The following is a 17771-nucleotide window of genomic DNA, read 5'->3' as shown; positions in this document are numbered from 1 at the left end:
ATGGTCCATGTTCGCAGTACACATGTTGATGATCCGCAGTATCAGGACGCGGCACAACACTGGTTAGTCAGTGTCAAAGATGTCAGCACACTGGAAGAAACCGCGAACATGCTCGCCAAGCGCTATTCGGACCACGCTGATGCCTTACTCAAAGGCAAAGAGATGGTGGAGATTTTGGCTCCACTCAATCTTGATACTGAGTCGTTGCTTGCAGCATTGTACGCTCCGCTGGTCGATAAGGTGATGCTAGATATTGACGACTTGCCGATCGAACGTTCGTTGCAAGTGTTACTGCGCAACGTCCAGCAAATGCAGAATATTTCTGAGTTACAGTCCTTTCAACATGGCCAACCTGATGGCGCGCAAATTGATAACGTGCGGCGCATGCTGTTGTCTATGGTTGAAGATGTTCGCGCGGTGCTTATTAAGCTTGCCGAGCGCATCTGCTTTCTGCGCGAGGTGAAAAATGCCGATGAGGAAACGCGTGTATTAGCGGCTAAGGAGTGCGCAGAAATATACGCGCCATTAGCCAATCGTTTGGGTATTGGACAGCTCAAATGGGAATTGGAAGATATCGCCTTTCGCTACCTGCATCCCAAAACCTACAAAAGCATCGCACAGCAGCTAGATGAGCGGCGTTTAGATCGAGAAAGTTATATCCATGACTTTGTCGAGGACTTGCAACATTCGTTGCAGGAGCAGGGCATCATCGCTGACGTTTACGGTCGTCCCAAGCACATTTTTTCGATTTGGCGCAAAATGCAGAAAAAGCATCTTAGCTTCGAGCAGTTATTTGATATTCGCGCTGTACGAATTTTGACGCATTCGTTGAAAGACTGTTACGCCGCTTTAGGCGTTGTGCACTCACGTTGGCGCCATTTATCCTCAGAATTTGATGATTATGTGGCAACGCCAAAGCCGAATGGCTACCAATCGATCCATACGGTGGTGGTCGGCCCCGACAACAAAAATGTCGAAATTCAAATTCGTAGCCATGAAATGCACGATGATGCAGAACTCGGAGTTGCCGCGCACTGGATGTATAAGGAAGGCGCGCAAGCAGCTAAACGGCATGGTTTCGAAGAAAAGATCGCATGGCTGCGTAAGCTACTGGCTTGGCATGAAGACATGGCTGGGAGCGACTCGTTAGTCGAAGAGATACGTTCCCAGGTATTTGAAGATCGGGTCTATGTGTTCACGCCGAAAGGTGAGGTCATTGACCTTCCCGCAGGCTCTACACCCTTGGATTTTGCCTATTATATCCATAGTCAGGTCGGTCACCGCTGTGTCGGCGCGAAAATTGATGGCCGCATCGTACCTTTCACCTACCAACTGCAAAACGGTGACAAAGTTGAAATACTGACTCAGAAAAGTGCGCAACCACGTCGTGATTGGTTAAATCCGCAAATGGGCTATCTGCATTCTTCACGCGCGCGCAGTAAAGTACATACTTACTTTAAAAAGCAGGATCGCGATAAGAATTTACAAGCCGGTAAAGAACTGCTCGAGCAAGAGCTAAGCAAGTACGGTTTGAGTTTAAATGCTGCCACTAAAGCGCTTGAACGCTTTAATGTGAGCCAGTTAGATGATCTGCTAGCCGCTATTGGCGCAGGCGATATTAGACTTCATCAAGTGGTCAACTTTATTAAGCCGGCACCGACGGAAGAGCAGAAGCTCGCTCGGATTAAAAAGCGAACCGCACAGCAAACTAAGCCCGTCGGTGGTACCTCCGAAGTGACTATTGAAGGGATTGGTAACTTAATGATGCAGTTTGCACGCTGTTGCCAACCGATCCCCGGCGAACCGATTCGTGGATTTATAACCCAAGGGCGTGGCGTTTCGGTTCATCGGCAAGACTGCGATCAATTACAGCACCTACTTTCACAGCACCCTGAACGGGGGATTGAAGTGTCTTGGTCTGCTCGTACGCAGAAGGAGTATCGCGCGTCGGTTCGTATTTCAGCGTTGGATAGAAATGGCTTATTGCATGATATCACCAGTGTTCTGGCCAACGAAAAAGCAGCGGTATTACAAATGGATAGTGAGTCAGATGCGCAGTCGCAGTCGGCGACCATTTGGCTGAAGTTAGCGGTTAAAAATAATCAGGCGTTGCAAAAGATCATTCAGCATTTACGCCAATTACCCGGCATTGAACAAGTTCAAAGGAGTTAATAATCATGCAAGCAGTGGGTATCGAGGCGCTCAAACAGGTTATGCAGCAGCTACGCGACAAACAACACGGCTGTCCGTGGGACCTCAAACAAACTTTTGAGTCGTTGCTACCCTATACCATCGAAGAAACCTATGAGGTGGTCGACGCGATCAATGGGGGCGACCGCGCAGCGATGAAAGATGAACTCGGTGACTTACTGTTTCAAGTCGTATTTTATGCGCAACTTGGTGAGGAAGAGGGAAGCTTTGATTTTGAGGCTATTGCTCAGCATACTGCCGATAAACTGATACGCCGCCATCCTCATGTGTTCGAGCAAACCGACGGTGCTTTATCCGATGCCGAGATAAAGCAGCAGTGGGAAGCGATAAAGCAACAAGAGCGTAAAAGCCAGCAAGCAGAAACTGTCTTTAAAGACATTCCGAGTCAGTTACCGAGTGTGCTAAAAGCCGCTAAGCTTCAAAAGCGAGCGGCTTCTGTCGGCTTCGACTGGACGGAAGAAGAACCCATTTATGCAAAGGTTTATGAAGAGATCGATGAGGTTCGCACTGCCGAAAACGATGACCACCTGGAAGAAGAAATCGGTGATTTATTATTTGCGGTGATTAACCTTGCTCGCCATAAGCAAGTGAACCCAGAACGTGCGCTTCAGAGAGCGAACAATAAATTTGTGCAGCGCTTTCAAGCGATTGAAGCGATGCTAAGCGCCCGTAAACAAGCGGCGGACGAACTGAGTTTGGACCAACTTGAAGCACTTTGGCAAGAGGTAAAATCGGCGCAAAAGTGATGCTTTTATTTGTAGAAATGGGTGCGCTTAGGTATACTATTTTCCCGTCTTAAGAAATCCCTACATTGACCTGACCAACTGGGTAACACATGGCGACAAATTATATTTTCGTAACCGGCGGCGTTGTATCCTCGCTGGGGAAAGGTATTGCTGCAGCTTCACTGGCTGCGATTCTTGAAGCACGGGGCCTGAATGTCACCATTCTAAAGCTCGACCCTTACATTAACGTCGATCCAGGCACGATGAGCCCGATCCAACACGGTGAAGTTTTCGTCACCGTCGATGGCGCAGAAACAGACCTCGATTTGGGTCATTATGAGCGTTTCATCCGTACCCGCATGACCAGTCATAATAACTTTACTGCGGGGCGCGTTTACGAGGACATTATCCGTCGTGAGCGAAAAGGTGAGTTCCTCGGCGCGACCATTCAGGTCATCCCACATATCACCAATGAAATTAAACGTCGCATTATTGAAGGCGGTAAAGGCTCGGATATCGCAATTATTGAAATCGGCGGCACCGTGGGTGATATCGAATCACAACCTTTCTTAGAAGCGATTCGCCAACTTGGCACTGAAGTCGGCCGTGATCACACCTTGTTTATGCATTTGACGTTAGTGCCTTTCTTGGGTGCTGCGGGCGAGGTAAAAACCAAGCCCACGCAACACTCCGTGAAAGAGCTACGCTCGATTGGTATTCAGCCGGATGTTTTAGTCTGTCGTTCGGATCGTTCGCTGCCACCTTCAGAGCGTTCAAAAATCGCGCTTTTCACCAATGTTGAGGAGAAAGCGGTCATTGGTCTGCGTGATGTCGATAGTATCTATAAGATCCCATCGATGCTGAAGTCGCAAGGACTCGATGAGATCGTGACACATCGCTTCCGTCTTGATTGCCCAGAGGCTGATTTGAGCGAATGGGAGCAAGTACTGTATCAAGAATCGAATCCTAACGGCGAAGTGACCGTCGGTTTTGTTGGTAAGTATGTTGAATTACCGGATGCGTATAAATCGGTTAATGAAGCCCTTGCCCATGCAGGTTTAAAAAACCGTCTTACGGTTAATATTCGCTATATTGATGCACAAGACATCGAAACCAAAGGCACCAGTAAGTTAGCTGATGTCGACGCTATTTTAGTGCCTGGTGGTTTTGGTGATCGGGGTATCGATGGCAAGCTAAAAGCCGCGCAGTATGCGCGTGAAAATAATATTCCGTATTTAGGTATTTGCTTAGGTATGCAAGTCGCGCTTATCGAATACGCACGTAACGTGGCTGGCCTGAAAGACGCAAATAGCACTGAGTTTGAACCGGATTGTAAACAACCGGTGGTGGGTTTGATTACTGAATGGATGGACGCCAACGGTCAAAAAGAGCTGCGCGATGAGAGTTCTGACTTAGGTGGCACGATGCGTTTAGGTGCACAGGAATGTCATTTAGAGAAAGGCTCGAAAGCAAGCAAGATGTACGGTGCTGAAGTGATCGAAGAACGTCACCGCCATCGCTACGAAGTCAACAATAACTACATCGAAGCGTTAGAGAAAGCAGGATTGAAATTTTCAGGCTTCTCGCATGATAAACGTCTTGTTGAAGTGGTTGAAATTCCTGAACACCGCTGGTTTATTGCGGTTCAATTTCACCCTGAATTTACTTCGACACCGCGCGACGGTCATGGCTTATTTAAAGGCTTTATCGAGGCCGCTGGTCAGTTTAATAAAGAGCGTTTAGGTTAATTAATAAGGATTTTATAATGAGCACAATTACCCGTATTGTTGCGCGTGAGATTATGGATTCGCGTGGTAACCCGACGGTAGAAGCAGACGTTTATTTAGAGTCAGGCCACATGGGTCGCGCTGCCGCACCCAGCGGTGCTTCAACAGGTTCACGAGAGGCGCTTGAGTTGCGCGACGGTGATAAAAACCGTTACTTAGGTAAGGGTGTTGAGCAAGCGGTTGCCAATATTAATGGCGCGATTGCTGAAGCTTTGCGTGGCGCTGAAGCGGTTAACCAAAACGCGATTGACGAAATTATGTTGCGCTTAGATGGCACCGATAATAAAGAAAAGCTTGGTGCTAACGCTATTTTGGCCGTTTCTTTGGCCGTCGCCAAAGCAGCAGCGGCCTATAAAAACATGCCGTTGTACCAGCATATTGCTGAACTCAACAATACGCCTGAGACATACAGCATGCCACTACCGATGATGAACATCCTTAACGGTGGTGAACACGCGGACAATAACGTCGATATTCAAGAGTTCATGATTCAGCCGGTTGGCGCGTCAAGCTTTAAAGAAGGCTTGCGTATGGGAGCTGAAATCTTCCATGCGCTGAAAAAAGTGCTTCAGCAGCGCGGTTTGAGCACTGCAGTGGGCGACGAAGGTGGTTTCGCGCCGAACTTAGGCTCTAACGAAGAAGCTCTACAAGTGATCGTCGAAGCCGTTGAAAAAGCAGGCTACCGCATGGGTGATGACGTAACGCTTGCATTGGACTGTGCTGCATCTGAGTTCTACAAAGACGGTCAGTACAATCTGAGCGGAGAAGGTAAGTCCTTTGATGCCGAAGGATTCGCCAGCTATCTTGCTGAGTTATGTGATCGTTATCCGATTATTTCCATTGAAGACGGTTTAGACGAGTCCGACTGGGATGGTTGGAAAGTGTTGACTGAAAAGCTAGGTGACCGTGTACAGTTGGTGGGTGATGACCTGTTCGTGACTAACACGCGTATCTTGCAAGAAGGTATCGACAAGGGTATCGCAAATTCAATTTTGATTAAATTTAATCAGATTGGTAGTCTGACAGAAACTTTGGCAGCGATCGAGATGGCGCGTAAAGCAGGTTACACTGCGGTTATCAGTCACCGTTCGGGTGAGACTGAAGACGCAACCATTGCAGATTTAGCAGTTGGCACAGCCGCCGGTCAAATTAAAACCGGCTCGCTTTGCCGTTCGGATCGTGTAGCCAAATACAATCAATTGCTACGCATTGAAGGTGAGTTGGATGGCAAAGCGCCATACCGCGGTCGACAAGAAGTCAAAGCTGGATAATTCGCAGGCCGACATTTTTCAGCCGATAGCAGAGCACAGCGATATCGCTGAGCTCTGCTCAGCTTTGTATGAAAGAACATTAATACAACTCTCACAAGAAGAGCTAGATGCCGGCTTATTGCGCCGACGTTTAGCGAGCCTTCCATTTTACGTGCGCCATGCCGCACACGGTTCATTGCAAGCGGCACAGCACAGTCCGTTACAACTCGATGCACAGAACGCCAGTTGGCAAGCGCCTCAGGCAACAACCTGCCCAGCAGGGACAGGCTCAGCGCAAAAGCAACATGCGTGGTTTAAACAGCATGCGGCACTCGGGCTCGTCGTTCCAGTGCGTTACGAAACGAGTGAGTTTAAGACGATTGTGCTTGATAGTATTGACCGCGTCGATAGTAAGCACCATCGTGTGCATTTAAACTATCAGGGGTGGTTTAGCTTTAGCGGTGAGGGTGAGTCATCTGATTTAACCTTGCTGAAGCCGACCAAACGTATTATGACCGCTGCCTGTTGCGGTCATCAATGGAATCATCGGGGGCGAATTAACCCCCGAACGCTCACCTTACGCGAACTATTGCTGGTAGCCACTCTAGACTGGCGTCAGTTTAAAGTGGCACTCAAAATCGCGCGTTAAATGCCATTCGCTTCCATTTCGATGCGTGACGCCGCACCGTAAATCAGGCTTGCATCACCTTCGAGCTCACCCTCAGGTGTCGTGGTTGGCCAAAGCTCGTCAAGCCCCTGAATAACCTTACGCGTTTCTGCGATCGCCTCTTCGGCACCTGCTCGTTGTGCTTCAGACAACGCATCGAGACGGCTCAACGCGATTTGCTGAAATCCATATGCGTCTTGAAACTCATGCACATTGACTACCTGGTTTTGTTTGATACCAATGGCGTACTCATCGGCTGAGGTGAGTAACATGCTGGCGATACTTTTTAGTACTTCGGCTGCGGTCATTGATGCCAAAGGTTCGTTAGCCGCAATAGCGTCTTTCAATGCGGCGTAGTTTTCCATTACGACGGCCTTATCGGCATCATTATTGACGCTATCGGCTAAATCGCTCAATGGTTTTGCGAAGCCCGGTAGGTCGCGTGCTTCAAAGGCACTTACTAAGCCCGCGTAGAGCTCATCACCGGGGTGTTTCATATGGGTCTTCGCCATCTCTAGATGACCTTGTTCATATAGCTTCATGCCGACCCATAAATGACCACGTATTAAACCAAGTTGCGCTAAAAACGCTGAATCATTGGTGGTTAAATCCACGCTTACAGCGCCTTCACCTTCGCCTTCCATCATTGGACCCGGCGCAGTGAGTAATGTGGCGGGAGCTAGGCTGGTATGTGGGCTGGTTGTCGCAACGGCACCTTGACTGATGACCATCGAGGCACCAATCGCCGAACTCACCGCAATCCAACTCTTGCGTTTTTCTCTCATCATGGAATCCTTGTTTTTGCTCAATGTTATTTCAGTTATAATCTCAAAAATGATAACTATTCGCAAATAAAAGGTATGTTCTCAATATGATTATCCACTTACAGCAAGTCATCGATAAACCTACCATTGATGTAATTAACGAGAAACTTGCTCAGCATACCTTCACTGATGGCAAATTATCCGCGGGGGCAGGGGCTAAATCTGTTAAAAACAATCAGCAATTGAGTGTTGACCAAAAAGCGCAAGGACTGGTTGATTTTACGCTTCAGCGCATGCTGAGAAACCCCTGGGTGGAGGCTGCTTTACGTCCGAAAACAATTGCCCGAAGCATGATCAATCGCTATCAAAATGAGCAAAGTTACGGTGTTCATGTGGATGACGCACTCATGAATCAAGCGCGCACCGATATCTCTTTTACACTCTCGTTATCTGCGCTTGGCGAGTATCAAGGTGGTGCATTAACGATAGACGAACATAGTGGTGAGCGAAGCTGGCGCTTAGATGCGGGGGATGTGCTGATCTATCCAAGTCACTTTTTGCATCAGGTAGAGCCTGTGACAGTAGGTCAACGCACTGCGTTAGTTGGTTGGTGTCAGAGTTGGGTGAGAGATGCTCAGCAACGCGCCCTACTGTTTGATATGCAGCAAGCCGTCATGCAGGAGTTTGAGGCGAAGGGACGCAGTGAACAATACCTTCTGCTCTCTAAAAGCTATCAAAACCTGTTGCGAATGTGGATGGATTAATTATGAATTCACGATACAATGCACTTCATTAGGTAGCCTAACTGATTGTGATTAAGGATATTTGCTGTTGCTAGATAGGTTTAAAGGATTACAACTTAATTTTCTTCATGGTTTGTTAGTCGTTGTATTTTTGGTCGGGATCGCCTGTGTTGAGTGGGTTATTAATTTAACCTCATCGCAGTATCAGCAGCTTAAAAGTAACCGAGCAACGACTGAATTAGTCGGTATTCGCTCTCAAATGGAGCAATTGTTTGGTGAAGCGTCTCGTGCAGCCTTTGCATTTTCTTCCTATTTTTCTGTGCAGCCTGTCACTGAACCGGTTAACACGCGCTTACTCGCGGTGTCTATTCTTAAAGAGAGTCCTGTGGTCAAACGAGTATCGGTTTGGCGTAACCAAGACTTAATGTTTGCCTATCCAATAACGCCGGCTATGACGTTATGGACAAGCCAAGCACCCAAGCAATACGACCTCACATCGCCAGTTGCACAGTTATTTGAAAACTATCAAGTTTCCTCCCCACGTTTATTAGAAAATGGTGCACTGGCGTTAGATGTGACATTACCAATCTATACTCGACACTTCACTTTCTCAGGATTTTACTGGGGTTCGGTACGGTTATTGGTGGATATATCAGAAATCATGCGACGCGTTCGTGAAGGGAGCGCTGCGGACTACGAGCTTGCGCTCAGTCGCGCTTCGGTCGAAAAGCTGGGTGAGGAGGTTTTTCTCGGCAATCCTGATATTTTAAACACGGCGGATGCGACGACTGAACTTGATGTGTTTAATGAAACTTGGCAGATCCATGCGCGCGCAAAACACACGAATACAAAAGTCAGTGGCATGGGTTGGCTGCGCTTCTTCGGTTACGCCGGGGTCATTGTACTTGCCGCCGTCATCGCGCTACTGAGCCGCAGTTATCGTGCGTTGCATCAACAAGCACAAACGGATGTTTTGACAGGATTACTCAATCGAAGAGCACTAACGCAACGTTTTAAGTCGTTAGCATCGCGCAATGATAAGCCATTAGAAGTCATTTATATTGATTTGAATAAGTTTAAACCTATTAATGACCAGTACGGGCATGCGGTCGGCGATCGGTTTCTCATGCATGTTGCGTCAATATTGAACACCTACGTGAATGCCAAGGAAGCCGGGCGCATCGGTGGTGATGAGTTTGTCGTGTTACGTCCTCTCAAAACGAGTGAGCTTGGTAACAGCGATAGTGTTAAAGACATCGTTGAACACTTGCGCGAGCACCCTTTTGTGTTTGAGAAGGGCGAGTTAACCATTCACGCCAGTGTTGGCCGTGCGGAGTTCCCGGCTGAGGGACGCTCGCTTGAAGAACTCCTGCACGTAGCTGATGAACGCATGTATGAAGATAAAAATAAAAACACTTAGTCTTCGTTATCACCCGAGTGTAGTCGTCGGTATATAACGAACGAGTAAACTGTGGGCACAAGTGCAAGCACAACAATGAGCGCGATAAGCATAGTCGGTGGCATAGGCCACCAGGCTTTCGACACGAATATCGCGCCAATAATGACAAAACAGTAACTTCCCAAACGGTGTGTTTTATACCAGACTTCATCGCTGGCTAAGGTCCAAGGCGTGCGAATACCAATAAAGAAATTCTTCCGCAGCTTACCTAAGTAATTACCCAAACAGATAAATAAGACGCCGACACCGACAACGATGATTGTTGGTAACTCAAGTTCAGCTCCGAGCGCAACACTCAGTTGGACTACTTGAATCAGCAAAATAAAGCCTAGCATCAAGTTGGTAATTAAGCCGACAGTCGTGCGGAAACTATTTATTTTGTAGCCTTTAGGAGAGAGCACATGCAGGCATTCCATGAACGCCCAAAGTCCAACCATAATCAGTGTCATCAGCCAGGCGCCAAGAGGTTTTGACTGATAGGCATCGATTTCACCTTCAAAGTTCCAGTGACTAGGGATTTCTTGCGGTAGCTGGTTGTAGAGCGCGCCCACAAAAACGGCACTTAATACAATCAGTAACCAGCTAATCCAACGATGCTTCCAAGGGAGCGTAAAGGTCATGAGTCCTCCTTGTGAGAAAATAGACCAAATAAGATCGCCATGACCTCTTCGGCGACTGAACTATTAAGCGAATATATGAGCTGCTGCCCGCGGCGCTCGCGGCGCACTAACTCGGCACTCAGCAATAACGCTAGATGATGTGAGAGAGAAGCTTTAGTAATTGAAAACTCCTCACTTAGCTCACCCGCACTTTTAGAGCCAGAGCGCAATACACGAAGAATATCTCTGCGAGTGCCGTCGGCAAGCGCTTTGAATACCAGTTGTTGTTTCATTATGAAGATATTACCATTAGTTAGATATTTAGATAATAGTCTAAATATCTAAAGTTGCAAGTTTGAGTTATGCTAATAGCCCATGATTAAGGACGTGCTATGAAACTGATTTCGACTTGGCAAACAGAAAGGCTCGTGATTAGACCGCTTAAAGGGACGGATGCGGAGTTTATATTAACATTACTCAATGAGCCTGAATTCATTAAACAAATCGCTGATAAGCAGGTCAGAACCATTGATAACGCTATCAACTATATCGAAACAGGGCCGCAAATGCAGTACCGGCACTATGACTTAGGCCTGATGTTGATGGTGCGTAAGCAGGATGGTAAACCGATAGGATTAATGGGGCTGTTAAAGCGTGACTTTCTCGATCACCCAGATATCGGATATGCGTTATCAAACGTGTATACAGGACAGGGCTACGCCATTGAAGCAGCACGCTCGCTGATGGAGCGCGTAGCTCAGAGTACACGCCTCACGCGTCTGAGTGCCATTTGCAACCCGAGCAACGCCGCTTCGCTAACATTGTTAGATAAACTCGGCTTTATTGAACAGGGCATCATTGAGTTGCCCGACGATGGGCAACCCGTGGTGCTCTTGGAAACCTTTGTTGTGCGCGATGGACGAGGTTAAACGGTAGTTAACCAGCCAAATGAATCTGCTCGTTCACCCCATTGAATCTCATTTAACGCGCGACGCAATAATTGCGTTTTGGGGCCTTCTTCGCCGCTGCCGATGGTGATAGTTTGCTCATTGTGAATCAGCGAACCAACGGGGGTCAGCACTGCCGCTGTGCCAGACAACGCCGCTTCGGTAGCCGGCTTTTGTGCACGGTCGAGGAGTTCATCAACTGACAAGGCACGCTCACTCACCTTCATGCCCATGTCTTTAGCGAGTGTCAGAATTGAGTCACGGGTAATACCGTGTAAGAAACTGCTATCCAAATCTTTGGTAATAACCTCATCCCCGTCGATGAGTAAGAAGTTGGCAGCGCCTGTTTCCTGCACATCCCCATTTGGGCAAAACAGTACTTGGTCAGCATCGTATTGGGCGCGTGCTTGCATAATTGGACTTAATGCACTGGCGTAGTTACCACCACTTTTAATCATACCCATATGTGGTGCACAACGCATGCCGTCAGTTTCAATCAACAGTTTTAACGGACGCGTGCCGCCAGCAAAATAGTCGCCCACCGGCGATAACAACACATACAGCAACGACTGAGTTGCTGGGCTGGCTGCTTTACCAATCGCGGGCTCGGTGCCGATATGCGTTGGACGTATATACATGGAGCCTGGCGGGTTAGGCACTTCGTTTTTAAAATGCTTTACGATATCAACGATCATATCCTCAAGGAGCGTCGTATCGATCTCGGGTAAAGCCAGAAATTTACTGCTCTGACGCATGCGTTTGATATTTTGATCAAGCCTGAAAATATGAACCGAACCATCAGCATGCTTGAATGCTTTTAATCCTTCAAAGCAGGTACTAGCGTAATGCAAAGCATGTGCACCAGGATGCAAAGACAAGCTATTCGCGGTACTTATTTGAGGGGAATGCCACTGCCCATCCTGGTATTCTGCAATACTCATTTCAGGCATGAAAACGGTGCCAAAAGCGGCCATATGAGACTCCTTTACATTAAAATCGCGGCTAGTTTAACACGAAAGCTACGTAATTTAGCTAAGAAGGGTTTCTTTTCAAGTACCAAATGGCGATGGGAATTTCCATCAGTGCGTAAGTAATCAGGGTATACCAAAACCAATTTAATGAGCCTCCAAATAATAAAAAAGGATAGCCCAATCCCATGTATTTCCAGCCTACAATTACAAGCGCGAAGGCAATAGCACTGGCGCTTGCGAGTGCCAACTTGCCCAGCGAATTGCCTGCAACCCGCGGAAATACGTGTAGATAACACACCAAAAGGATCGCAAGGTTGAGTAATAAAACTACTAGTTCAGCGGGTAACATCTCGACTCAATTACTCCATATCGCCTGAAATAAAACAGATACGCCGGATAATAACATTAATCCTAGCGTCAGTCGTTTAAACTGCTGTTCAACGACAAACTGTTGTAGGTAATGGCCAAACATCGCGCCGAGCACTGCGCAAGGTACCATTGCCGATAGTAGTTTGAGGTGATGGGCTTGATATACAGCTTGCGTGCTAAAGGTAAGTACGTTGGCAACGGCAATGACCAAAAAGAACAGCGCTAAGGTGGCACGAAAGGTTGTTTTGTCAACTCGGGCATTGGCAAGAAAGAGAATGATAGGGGGACCACCTAAGGTCATGAGCCCGTTAAGTACCCCCGAGGCAGCCCCGACACAGGCATGACCGGGGCGATGATTAAAAGTCGGTAAATTGCGGCCACTCACCAACACAGCTACGACTGTTAAGATGAGCAACCCTAACAGCCATTGGATTGCTCGTTCGTTGACCTCGACCAAGAGCAGGCTGCCAACAATGGAAAACGCAAATCCCGCCCCGAGTAACCAAAGCCACTGACGGGGATGCGCGGCGTGTCGGTTCTTGTAATAGATAATTGCGCTTAAAAATACGTTCACGATCGACAACGTGGGTGTAATGGTCGTCATGGGCAAAAACAGCACTAACAAAGGCACACTCACAAGGCCAGAGCCAAAGCCGCTGATCCCCTGTAAGGTGGTGGCAAAGAAAATAATCACTGCAGCATAGATATATTCCAAAAAAACACCTCAATGGCTTTGCATACTCAGTTTTAGACTTCATAATGGCACTAATACAGGTTTTCCAGAGCACTTTATGCGAATTGTCATTATTTTGCTGGTTGGCGTATTAGCAGCGCTACAATACCGTCTTTGGTTTGGTAAGAACAGCTTGCCAGACTATTGGCGCTTGCAACAAGAAGTGCAACATCAACGCAAAGCGAATGACAACTTGGCGCGGCGTAACGAAGTGCTTTACGCGGATATTAAAGACTTACGTGAGGGCGAAGACGCGCTGGAAGAGCGCGCGCGCAACGAACTCGGTATGATAAAAAAAGAAGAAGTGTTTTTCCGTCTTGTGCACCCGAGGAGGCTTGAGCAGTAATATGTCATCTTCGTCGGGGATTAAGCTCGCGGCCGTCGTTCCCGCAGCAGGTACCGGGAGCCGGATGCAAAGCGAGCAACCTAAGCAATTTATTGAGATCCAATCTCAACCAATACTCTCTCACACGCTCGCTGCGATTCAGCGTGCCCCTCAAGTGCAACGCGTTTTCGTTGCTGTTAACCCAACGGCTATCAACCTATATCCGCGCTGGCCTGAGGCGGTTGAAACGGTTTCCGGCGGCGAGTCGCGCGCTGAATCTGTGCTGATGGGTCTAAAAGAGGCAGCACGACAAGGTTTTAGTCATGCGTTAGTACATGATGCAGCACGACCTTGTTTGCCATTAAGCGTCTTACTGGACGTAATTGAACAAGGCACATTACAAGACCAAGGCGCTATCGTGGCGTTGCCGGTACGCGATACCTTAAAGCGAGCGCAAGCCGATAGTTTGACGATAAGCAGCACGGTTTCCCGTGAGCGATTGTGGCAAGCGCAAACGCCTCAGGTGTTTGCGATTAAGCCTTTGATAGCGGCTATTAACAAGATGGGCGTCGCTCATCCAGGCCTAACCGATGAAGCGTCAGCGATGGAGTTCGCTGGCTATCAACCGCGATTGGTCATGGGCTCATATAAAAATATCAAAGTGACCTTCCCGGAAGATATCGAGTTGGTCAGTTACTATTTAAACGAAGAGATTAATCACTCATGATGAATATTCGTGTTGGTCATGGCTATGACGTGCACCGCTGGGGCGCAGAGAATAAGCCCTTAATGCTAGGTGGTGTTGAAGTGCCGCACGCTGATGGTCTTTTGGCGCACTCAGACGGTGATGTTGTGCTGCACGCTATTAGTGATGCAGTGTTAGGCGCATTGGGTTTAGGTGATATTGGTCGTCACTTCCCTGATACCGATGCCCAATTTGCGGGCGCAGACAGCGGTGAGCTACTGACTCATATCATGCAATTGGCTGCCTCGCGCAAATTTGCTGTCGGCAACATCGACGTTACTATCGTGGCTCAGCAGCCTAAAATGGCACCTCACATTGACGCAATGAGACAACGTATCGCGGATTTACTGGATGTGGTGAGTGGTGCGGTGAACGTGAAAGCGACAACGACGGAAAAGCTAGGTTTTGTTGGCCGGAATGAAGGTATAGCGTGCCATGCAGTGGTATTAATGGCGGGTCAGTCATGAGTCAGTTAGACGCGGCAATTAAACCAGTTAGGCTCAATTCAAAGCGCACGCAAGCACAATTTAAACTTCACCCCGAAGACTTTGTCGTGACCGAACGACTTGATGTCGCGGACGACGGAGAGGGTGAACATCAGTGGTTGTGGATTCGTAAGCGCGGTGCCAATACACAGTTTGTTGCGCGCCAGCTTGCCCGATTTGCCGATACCTCACCTAAAAACGTCAGTTATGCGGGTTTAAAAGACCGTAATGCAGTTACTGAGCAATGGTTTTCTGTGCAATTACCGGGGCAAGAGACATTAGATTGGCAACAGCTCAACAATGAAGAATTCCAAGTCCTGAAGGTGATTCGTCGACAAAAGAAACTTAAGCTCGGCTTACATGAAGCGAATCAGTTTAAGATCCGCTTGCGTGATGTTGCCGATAAGGGACTGTTTGAGCAAAACTGGAATTCGCTTGTGACCGACGGCACGCTTAACTATTTTGGCCCGCAACGATTCGGTCATGACCAGAATAACTTAACTCGTGGATTCGAATGGCTGCGAGCGGGTGGCAGCAACAAACGTGTGAAAAAGCCAGAGCAAAGCCGGTTGTTGTCGTCTGTACGCTCATTCCTTTTCAACCAAATAGCGTCTTCACGCTATCAGCAGTACGGTTTTGAAACGCTTGCAGGTGACTGTGTGATGCTATCCGGGTCACAATCAGTTTTTCATGTTGAGCAGTGGGATGATGAGCTGAAACAGCGTCTTACCACTGGCGATATTCAGTTGACGGCTGGTCAACCCGGCTGGGTTTCTAAGCCGCTCATTTCTGGGGAAGCTGAGCAGTTTGAAACCGACTGTGTAAGTCCGTGGGCTGACATTATTGACTGTTTAGCGTCAAAAAAGGTTAAAGCCAGCCGCCGTGCTATGCGTCTTAAACCGACTGACCCTGAGTTATGTTGGGATGGTAGCGATGCGGTTATTTATTTTGAATTACCTAAAGGCAGTTTTGCAACTGCGTGTATTAGTGAACTAATTGATTTGTCGGTGACTGAAAATGATGAAGATTCTGTTGAGTAATGATGACGGCGTTCATGCGCCCGGTATTCACGCGCTGTATCAAGCCTTAAAATCTATTGCTGAGGTCCGCGTGATAGCACCAGATAGAAATTGTAGTGGTGCGAGTAATTCACTGACCCTGCATAATCCACTGCGTCTGCAACAGCTCGATAATGGCTTTTACTCGCTCAATGGCACGCCGACTGATTGTGTTCATATTGGCACTAACTCGCCGTTTGCCGAAGAGGTTGATTTAGTGGTTTCTGGCATTAATGACGGACCTAACATGGGCGACGATGTGTTTTATTCAGGTACAGTGGCTGCTGCAATGGAAGGGCGGTTTAAAGGTCTGCCTGCCATTGCCGTGTCGATGGGGGGACGCGGACATGACTACTATGATACGGCGGCGCAAGTCGTTGCCGAGTTGGTTGAAAGTATGGAATCGAAGCCTCTTCAGTTAGATACCGTGCTCAATGTTAATGTTCCTTACGGGCCTTATAATGATATTAAAGGCACACGAGTAACTCGGTTAGGCCGTCGACACCGCGCTGAAACTATGGTGCGTGATCGCGATCCCTTTGGTCGTGAAATCTTCTGGTATGGGCCCATCGGTCATCATTTAGATGATGCGCCAGACACTGATTTTGCAGCCATTCATGAGGGCTATGTATCGATTACACCATTAAGTCTGGATATGACCGCAAAACGTCATCAAGACACATTAGATCAATGGTTAGCGGAACGGGAAGATGCTCAATAGAAATCACTCAGGGATGGCGAAGCGATTAGTACAAACATTGTTGCAAGCAGGCATTACTAATCAACGTGTGCTGGATGTCATTCAGGCGACACCGCGAGAGCGATTTATGCCGGAGTCGCTTGCCCATAAAGCGTATGAAAACACCGCGTTGCCCATCGGGAATGGACAAACGATATCGCAACCATTGATGGTGGCAACAATGACACAGTTGCTGATTCAACATCATTGCCAACACGTGTTAGAGATCGGCACGGGTTCAGGCTATCAAACTGCGATACTGGCGCAATTAGTCGATCAGGTTTTTAGCGTAGAGCGTATCGGCCAGCTGCAGTATCAGGCTAAGCGCCGGTTACGTAGTCTCGATATCCACAATGTCTCGATGCGCCACGGTGACGGATGGGAAGGTTGGACAAGTAAGGCACCATTTGATGGCATCATCGTCACCGCCGCAGCGAGTGAATTGCCGAGTGCATTGCTCGAGCAACTTGCTGATGGAGGGGTGTTGATCATTCCTGTGGGTGAAACTAAGCAAACTCTAACGGTTGTAAGGCGTTTTGGTGACGAATTCGAACAGCAGCGTATTGGTGATGTGCGGTTTGTGCCTTTAGTTAAAGGAGCGACTCAGTGAAGCTATTTACCAAGATGTACGACGCTGTGCTACGCTGGTCTCAGCATACTCATGCGCAATGGATCCTGGCGGCGTTGAGTTTTTCCGAAGCTATTTTTTTTCCGATCCCCCCGGATGTGATGTTAGCGCCTATGGCAATGACACAGCCTAAGCGGGCATTCAGATTTGCGGGAATAACAACACTGACTTCAGTGTTGGGTGGCTGTGTTGGGTTTGTGCTTGGTATGTGGGCCTATGACGCTGCGGTTTTACCGTTTGTCGAATTGATGGGCTATGAGGATAAATTAGCAACCATCGTTAATTGGTTCAAACATTATGGTATTTGGGTTGTTTTTCTCGCTGGCTTCTCACCTATCCCCTACAAGCTATTTACGGTGAGCGCCGGTATGCTGAGTATGGCTTTTTTACCGTTTTTACTCGCCTCAGCAGTGAGTCGGGGATTACGGTTTTACCTAGTTGCTTGGCTGCTACGCTGGGGAGGCCCTGAAATGGCGATCAAACTGAGGACGTATGTTGATCGCATCGGTTGGGCTACCGTTATTATCGCTATTCTTGTAATCTTGATTGTTAAACTCATGTCTTAA

21 protein-coding genes are annotated in these 17771 nt (G+C 48.0%); 15 read left to right on the top strand and 6 right to left on the bottom strand.

The window, feature by feature from the left end:
• The 5 genes from relA (at window position 1) to AC3AP5_RS06595 (ending at window position 6622) form a co-directional block, all read left to right on the top strand.
• On the top strand, window positions 1–2172 hold the full coding sequence (relA, locus tag AC3AP5_RS06615) for a GTP diphosphokinase (protein ID WP_487327290.1): 2172 nt from the start codon (window positions 1–3) through the stop codon (window positions 2170–2172).
• Window positions 2173–2177: 5 nt separating this feature from the next.
• Complete coding sequence (mazG, locus tag AC3AP5_RS06610) at window positions 2178–2957, top strand: nucleoside triphosphate pyrophosphohydrolase (RefSeq protein WP_006956065.1); 780 nt, start codon at window positions 2178–2180, stop codon at window positions 2955–2957.
• Between the two features lie 89 nt (window positions 2958–3046).
• A complete protein-coding gene (gene pyrG / locus AC3AP5_RS06605) occupies window positions 3047–4684 on the top strand; it encodes a CTP synthase (protein WP_290613813.1) in 1638 nt (545 codons plus the stop codon).
• Between the two features lie 17 nt (window positions 4685–4701).
• Window positions 4702–5994: a phosphopyruvate hydratase gene (gene eno, locus AC3AP5_RS06600; RefSeq protein ID WP_272978067.1), complete on the top strand. Its 1293-nt coding sequence runs from the start codon at window positions 4702–4704 to the stop codon at window positions 5992–5994.
• Window positions 5948–6622: a hypothetical protein gene (locus AC3AP5_RS06595; protein WP_487327289.1), complete on the top strand. Its 675-nt coding sequence runs from the start codon at window positions 5948–5950 to the stop codon at window positions 6620–6622. Before eno ends, AC3AP5_RS06595 begins: the two co-directional genes overlap by 47 nt.
• Here AC3AP5_RS06595 and AC3AP5_RS06590 read toward each other — a convergent pair.
• Entirely contained in the window at window positions 6619–7428 is an 810-nt protein-coding gene (locus AC3AP5_RS06590; protein ID WP_487327288.1) for a hypothetical protein, read from the bottom strand. The two genes, AC3AP5_RS06595 and AC3AP5_RS06590, sit on opposite strands and share 4 nt — an antisense overlap.
• Window positions 7429–7511: 83 nt before the next feature.
• On the opposite strand from AC3AP5_RS06590, the gene AC3AP5_RS06585 reads away from it, so the two are divergent.
• Both AC3AP5_RS06585 and AC3AP5_RS06580 read left to right on the top strand, forming a co-directional pair.
• Window positions 7512–8168: a Fe2+-dependent dioxygenase gene (locus tag AC3AP5_RS06585; protein ID WP_487327287.1), complete on the top strand. Its 657-nt coding sequence runs from the start codon at window positions 7512–7514 to the stop codon at window positions 8166–8168.
• 67 nt (window positions 8169–8235) lie between these two features.
• Window positions 8236–9567 (top strand): sensor domain-containing diguanylate cyclase, encoded by a 1332-nt coding sequence (locus AC3AP5_RS06580; protein WP_487327286.1) that lies wholly within the window; start codon window positions 8236–8238, stop codon window positions 9565–9567.
• Here AC3AP5_RS06580 and AC3AP5_RS06575 read toward each other — a convergent pair.
• Window positions 9564–10226 (bottom strand): SdpI family protein, encoded by a 663-nt coding sequence (locus tag AC3AP5_RS06575; protein WP_487327285.1) that lies wholly within the window; start codon window positions 10224–10226, stop codon window positions 9564–9566. The genes AC3AP5_RS06580 and AC3AP5_RS06575 overlap by 4 nt on opposite strands.
• Window positions 10223–10498: an autorepressor SdpR family transcription factor gene (locus AC3AP5_RS06570; RefSeq protein WP_006956050.1), complete on the bottom strand. Its 276-nt coding sequence runs from the start codon at window positions 10496–10498 to the stop codon at window positions 10223–10225. The genes AC3AP5_RS06575 and AC3AP5_RS06570 overlap by 4 nt, the downstream gene beginning before the upstream one ends.
• 99 nt (window positions 10499–10597) lie before the next feature.
• On the opposite strand from AC3AP5_RS06570, the gene AC3AP5_RS06565 reads away from it, so the two are divergent.
• A complete protein-coding gene (locus tag AC3AP5_RS06565; RefSeq protein ID WP_286681800.1) occupies window positions 10598–11134 on the top strand; it encodes a GNAT family N-acetyltransferase in 537 nt (178 codons plus the stop codon).
• Here AC3AP5_RS06565 and AC3AP5_RS06560 read toward each other — a convergent pair.
• Genes AC3AP5_RS06560 through AC3AP5_RS06550 form a run of 3 tightly spaced genes read right to left on the bottom strand, consistent with a single transcriptional unit; the run spans window position 11131 to window position 13207 of the window.
• The gene (locus AC3AP5_RS06560; RefSeq protein WP_487327284.1) at window positions 11131–12126 is read right to left on the bottom strand and encodes a branched-chain amino acid aminotransferase; all 996 of its coding nucleotides are present in this window, start codon (window positions 12124–12126) and stop codon (window positions 11131–11133) included. The two genes, AC3AP5_RS06565 and AC3AP5_RS06560, sit on opposite strands and share 4 nt — an antisense overlap.
• A 58-nt stretch (window positions 12127–12184) precedes the next feature.
• Complete coding sequence (locus AC3AP5_RS06555) at window positions 12185–12472, bottom strand: hypothetical protein (protein ID WP_286681802.1); 288 nt, start codon at window positions 12470–12472, stop codon at window positions 12185–12187.
• A 6-nt stretch (window positions 12473–12478) separates the two neighbouring features.
• Complete coding sequence (locus tag AC3AP5_RS06550) at window positions 12479–13207, bottom strand: sulfite exporter TauE/SafE family protein (protein WP_487327283.1); 729 nt, start codon at window positions 13205–13207, stop codon at window positions 12479–12481.
• 76 nt (window positions 13208–13283) lie between these two features.
• On the opposite strand from AC3AP5_RS06550, the gene ftsB reads away from it, so the two are divergent.
• The 7 genes from ftsB to AC3AP5_RS06515 are packed head-to-tail and all read left to right on the top strand — an operon-like array spanning window position 13284 to window position 17771.
• Window positions 13284–13571: a cell division protein FtsB gene (gene ftsB / locus AC3AP5_RS06545; RefSeq protein WP_006956042.1), complete on the top strand. Its 288-nt coding sequence runs from the start codon at window positions 13284–13286 to the stop codon at window positions 13569–13571.
• A 1-nt stretch (window position 13572) separates the two neighbouring features.
• Window positions 13573–14277 (top strand): 2-C-methyl-D-erythritol 4-phosphate cytidylyltransferase, encoded by a 705-nt coding sequence (gene ispD, locus AC3AP5_RS06540; RefSeq protein ID WP_006956041.1) that lies wholly within the window; start codon window positions 13573–13575, stop codon window positions 14275–14277.
• Window positions 14277–14762: a 2-C-methyl-D-erythritol 2,4-cyclodiphosphate synthase gene (ispF, locus tag AC3AP5_RS06535; protein WP_487327302.1), complete on the top strand. Its 486-nt coding sequence runs from the start codon at window positions 14277–14279 to the stop codon at window positions 14760–14762. Before ispD ends, ispF begins: the two co-directional genes overlap by 1 nt.
• Window positions 14759–15820, top strand: a complete 1062-nt coding sequence (gene truD / locus AC3AP5_RS06530; RefSeq protein ID WP_487327282.1) for a tRNA pseudouridine(13) synthase TruD — start codon at window positions 14759–14761, stop codon at window positions 15818–15820. Before ispF ends, truD begins: the two co-directional genes overlap by 4 nt.
• Entirely contained in the window at window positions 15798–16559 is a 762-nt protein-coding gene (gene surE / locus AC3AP5_RS06525) for a 5'/3'-nucleotidase SurE (RefSeq protein ID WP_006956038.1), read from the top strand. Before truD ends, surE begins: the two co-directional genes overlap by 23 nt.
• A complete protein-coding gene (locus tag AC3AP5_RS06520; protein ID WP_006956037.1) occupies window positions 16549–17187 on the top strand; it encodes a protein-L-isoaspartate(D-aspartate) O-methyltransferase in 639 nt (212 codons plus the stop codon). Before surE ends, AC3AP5_RS06520 begins: the two co-directional genes overlap by 11 nt.
• Complete coding sequence (locus tag AC3AP5_RS06515; protein ID WP_487327281.1) at window positions 17184–17771, top strand: YqaA family protein; 588 nt, start codon at window positions 17184–17186, stop codon at window positions 17769–17771. The genes AC3AP5_RS06520 and AC3AP5_RS06515 overlap by 4 nt, the downstream gene beginning before the upstream one ends.

The sequence above is a fragment of the Idiomarina sp. D18 genome (genome assembly GCF_057748155.1).
This window is presented reverse-complemented; position numbering and strand designations above follow the sequence as displayed.

Excerpts from the sequence above, each read along its gene's own strand:
- ftsB (WP_006956042.1), top strand. The coding sequence starts at position 13,284 with ATGCGAATTGTCATTATTTTGCTGGTTGGCGTATTAGCAGCGCTACAA.
- mazG (WP_006956065.1), top strand. The coding sequence starts at position 2,178 with ATGCAAGCAGTGGGTATCGAGGCGCTCAAACAGGTTATGCAGCAGCTA.
- AC3AP5_RS06590 (WP_487327288.1), bottom strand. The coding sequence starts at position 7,428 with ATGATGAGAGAAAAACGCAAGAGTTGGATTGCGGTGAGTTCGGCGATT.
- AC3AP5_RS06560 (WP_487327284.1), bottom strand. The coding sequence starts at position 12,126 with ATGGCCGCTTTTGGCACCGTTTTCATGCCTGAAATGAGTATTGCAGAA.
- AC3AP5_RS06555 (WP_286681802.1), bottom strand. The coding sequence starts at position 12,472 with ATGTTACCCGCTGAACTAGTAGTTTTATTACTCAACCTTGCGATCCTT.
- ispF (WP_487327302.1), top strand. The coding sequence starts at position 14,277 with ATGAATATTCGTGTTGGTCATGGCTATGACGTGCACCGCTGGGGCGCA.
- eno (WP_272978067.1), top strand. The coding sequence starts at position 4,702 with ATGAGCACAATTACCCGTATTGTTGCGCGTGAGATTATGGATTCGCGT.
- AC3AP5_RS06565 (WP_286681800.1), top strand. The coding sequence starts at position 10,598 with ATGAAACTGATTTCGACTTGGCAAACAGAAAGGCTCGTGATTAGACCG.
- AC3AP5_RS06575 (WP_487327285.1), bottom strand. The coding sequence starts at position 10,226 with ATGACCTTTACGCTCCCTTGGAAGCATCGTTGGATTAGCTGGTTACTG.
- relA (WP_487327290.1), top strand. The coding sequence starts at position 1 with ATGGTCCATGTTCGCAGTACACATGTTGATGATCCGCAGTATCAGGAC.
- ispD (WP_006956041.1), top strand. The coding sequence starts at position 13,573 with ATGTCATCTTCGTCGGGGATTAAGCTCGCGGCCGTCGTTCCCGCAGCA.
- AC3AP5_RS06520 (WP_006956037.1), top strand. The coding sequence starts at position 16,549 with ATGCTCAATAGAAATCACTCAGGGATGGCGAAGCGATTAGTACAAACA.
- truD (WP_487327282.1), top strand. The coding sequence starts at position 14,759 with ATGAGTCAGTTAGACGCGGCAATTAAACCAGTTAGGCTCAATTCAAAG.
- surE (WP_006956038.1), top strand. The coding sequence starts at position 15,798 with ATGATGAAGATTCTGTTGAGTAATGATGACGGCGTTCATGCGCCCGGT.
- AC3AP5_RS06585 (WP_487327287.1), top strand. The coding sequence starts at position 7,512 with ATGATTATCCACTTACAGCAAGTCATCGATAAACCTACCATTGATGTA.
- AC3AP5_RS06595 (WP_487327289.1), top strand. The coding sequence starts at position 5,948 with ATGGCAAAGCGCCATACCGCGGTCGACAAGAAGTCAAAGCTGGATAAT.
- AC3AP5_RS06570 (WP_006956050.1), bottom strand. The coding sequence starts at position 10,498 with ATGAAACAACAACTGGTATTCAAAGCGCTTGCCGACGGCACTCGCAGA.
- pyrG (WP_290613813.1), top strand. The coding sequence starts at position 3,047 with ATGGCGACAAATTATATTTTCGTAACCGGCGGCGTTGTATCCTCGCTG.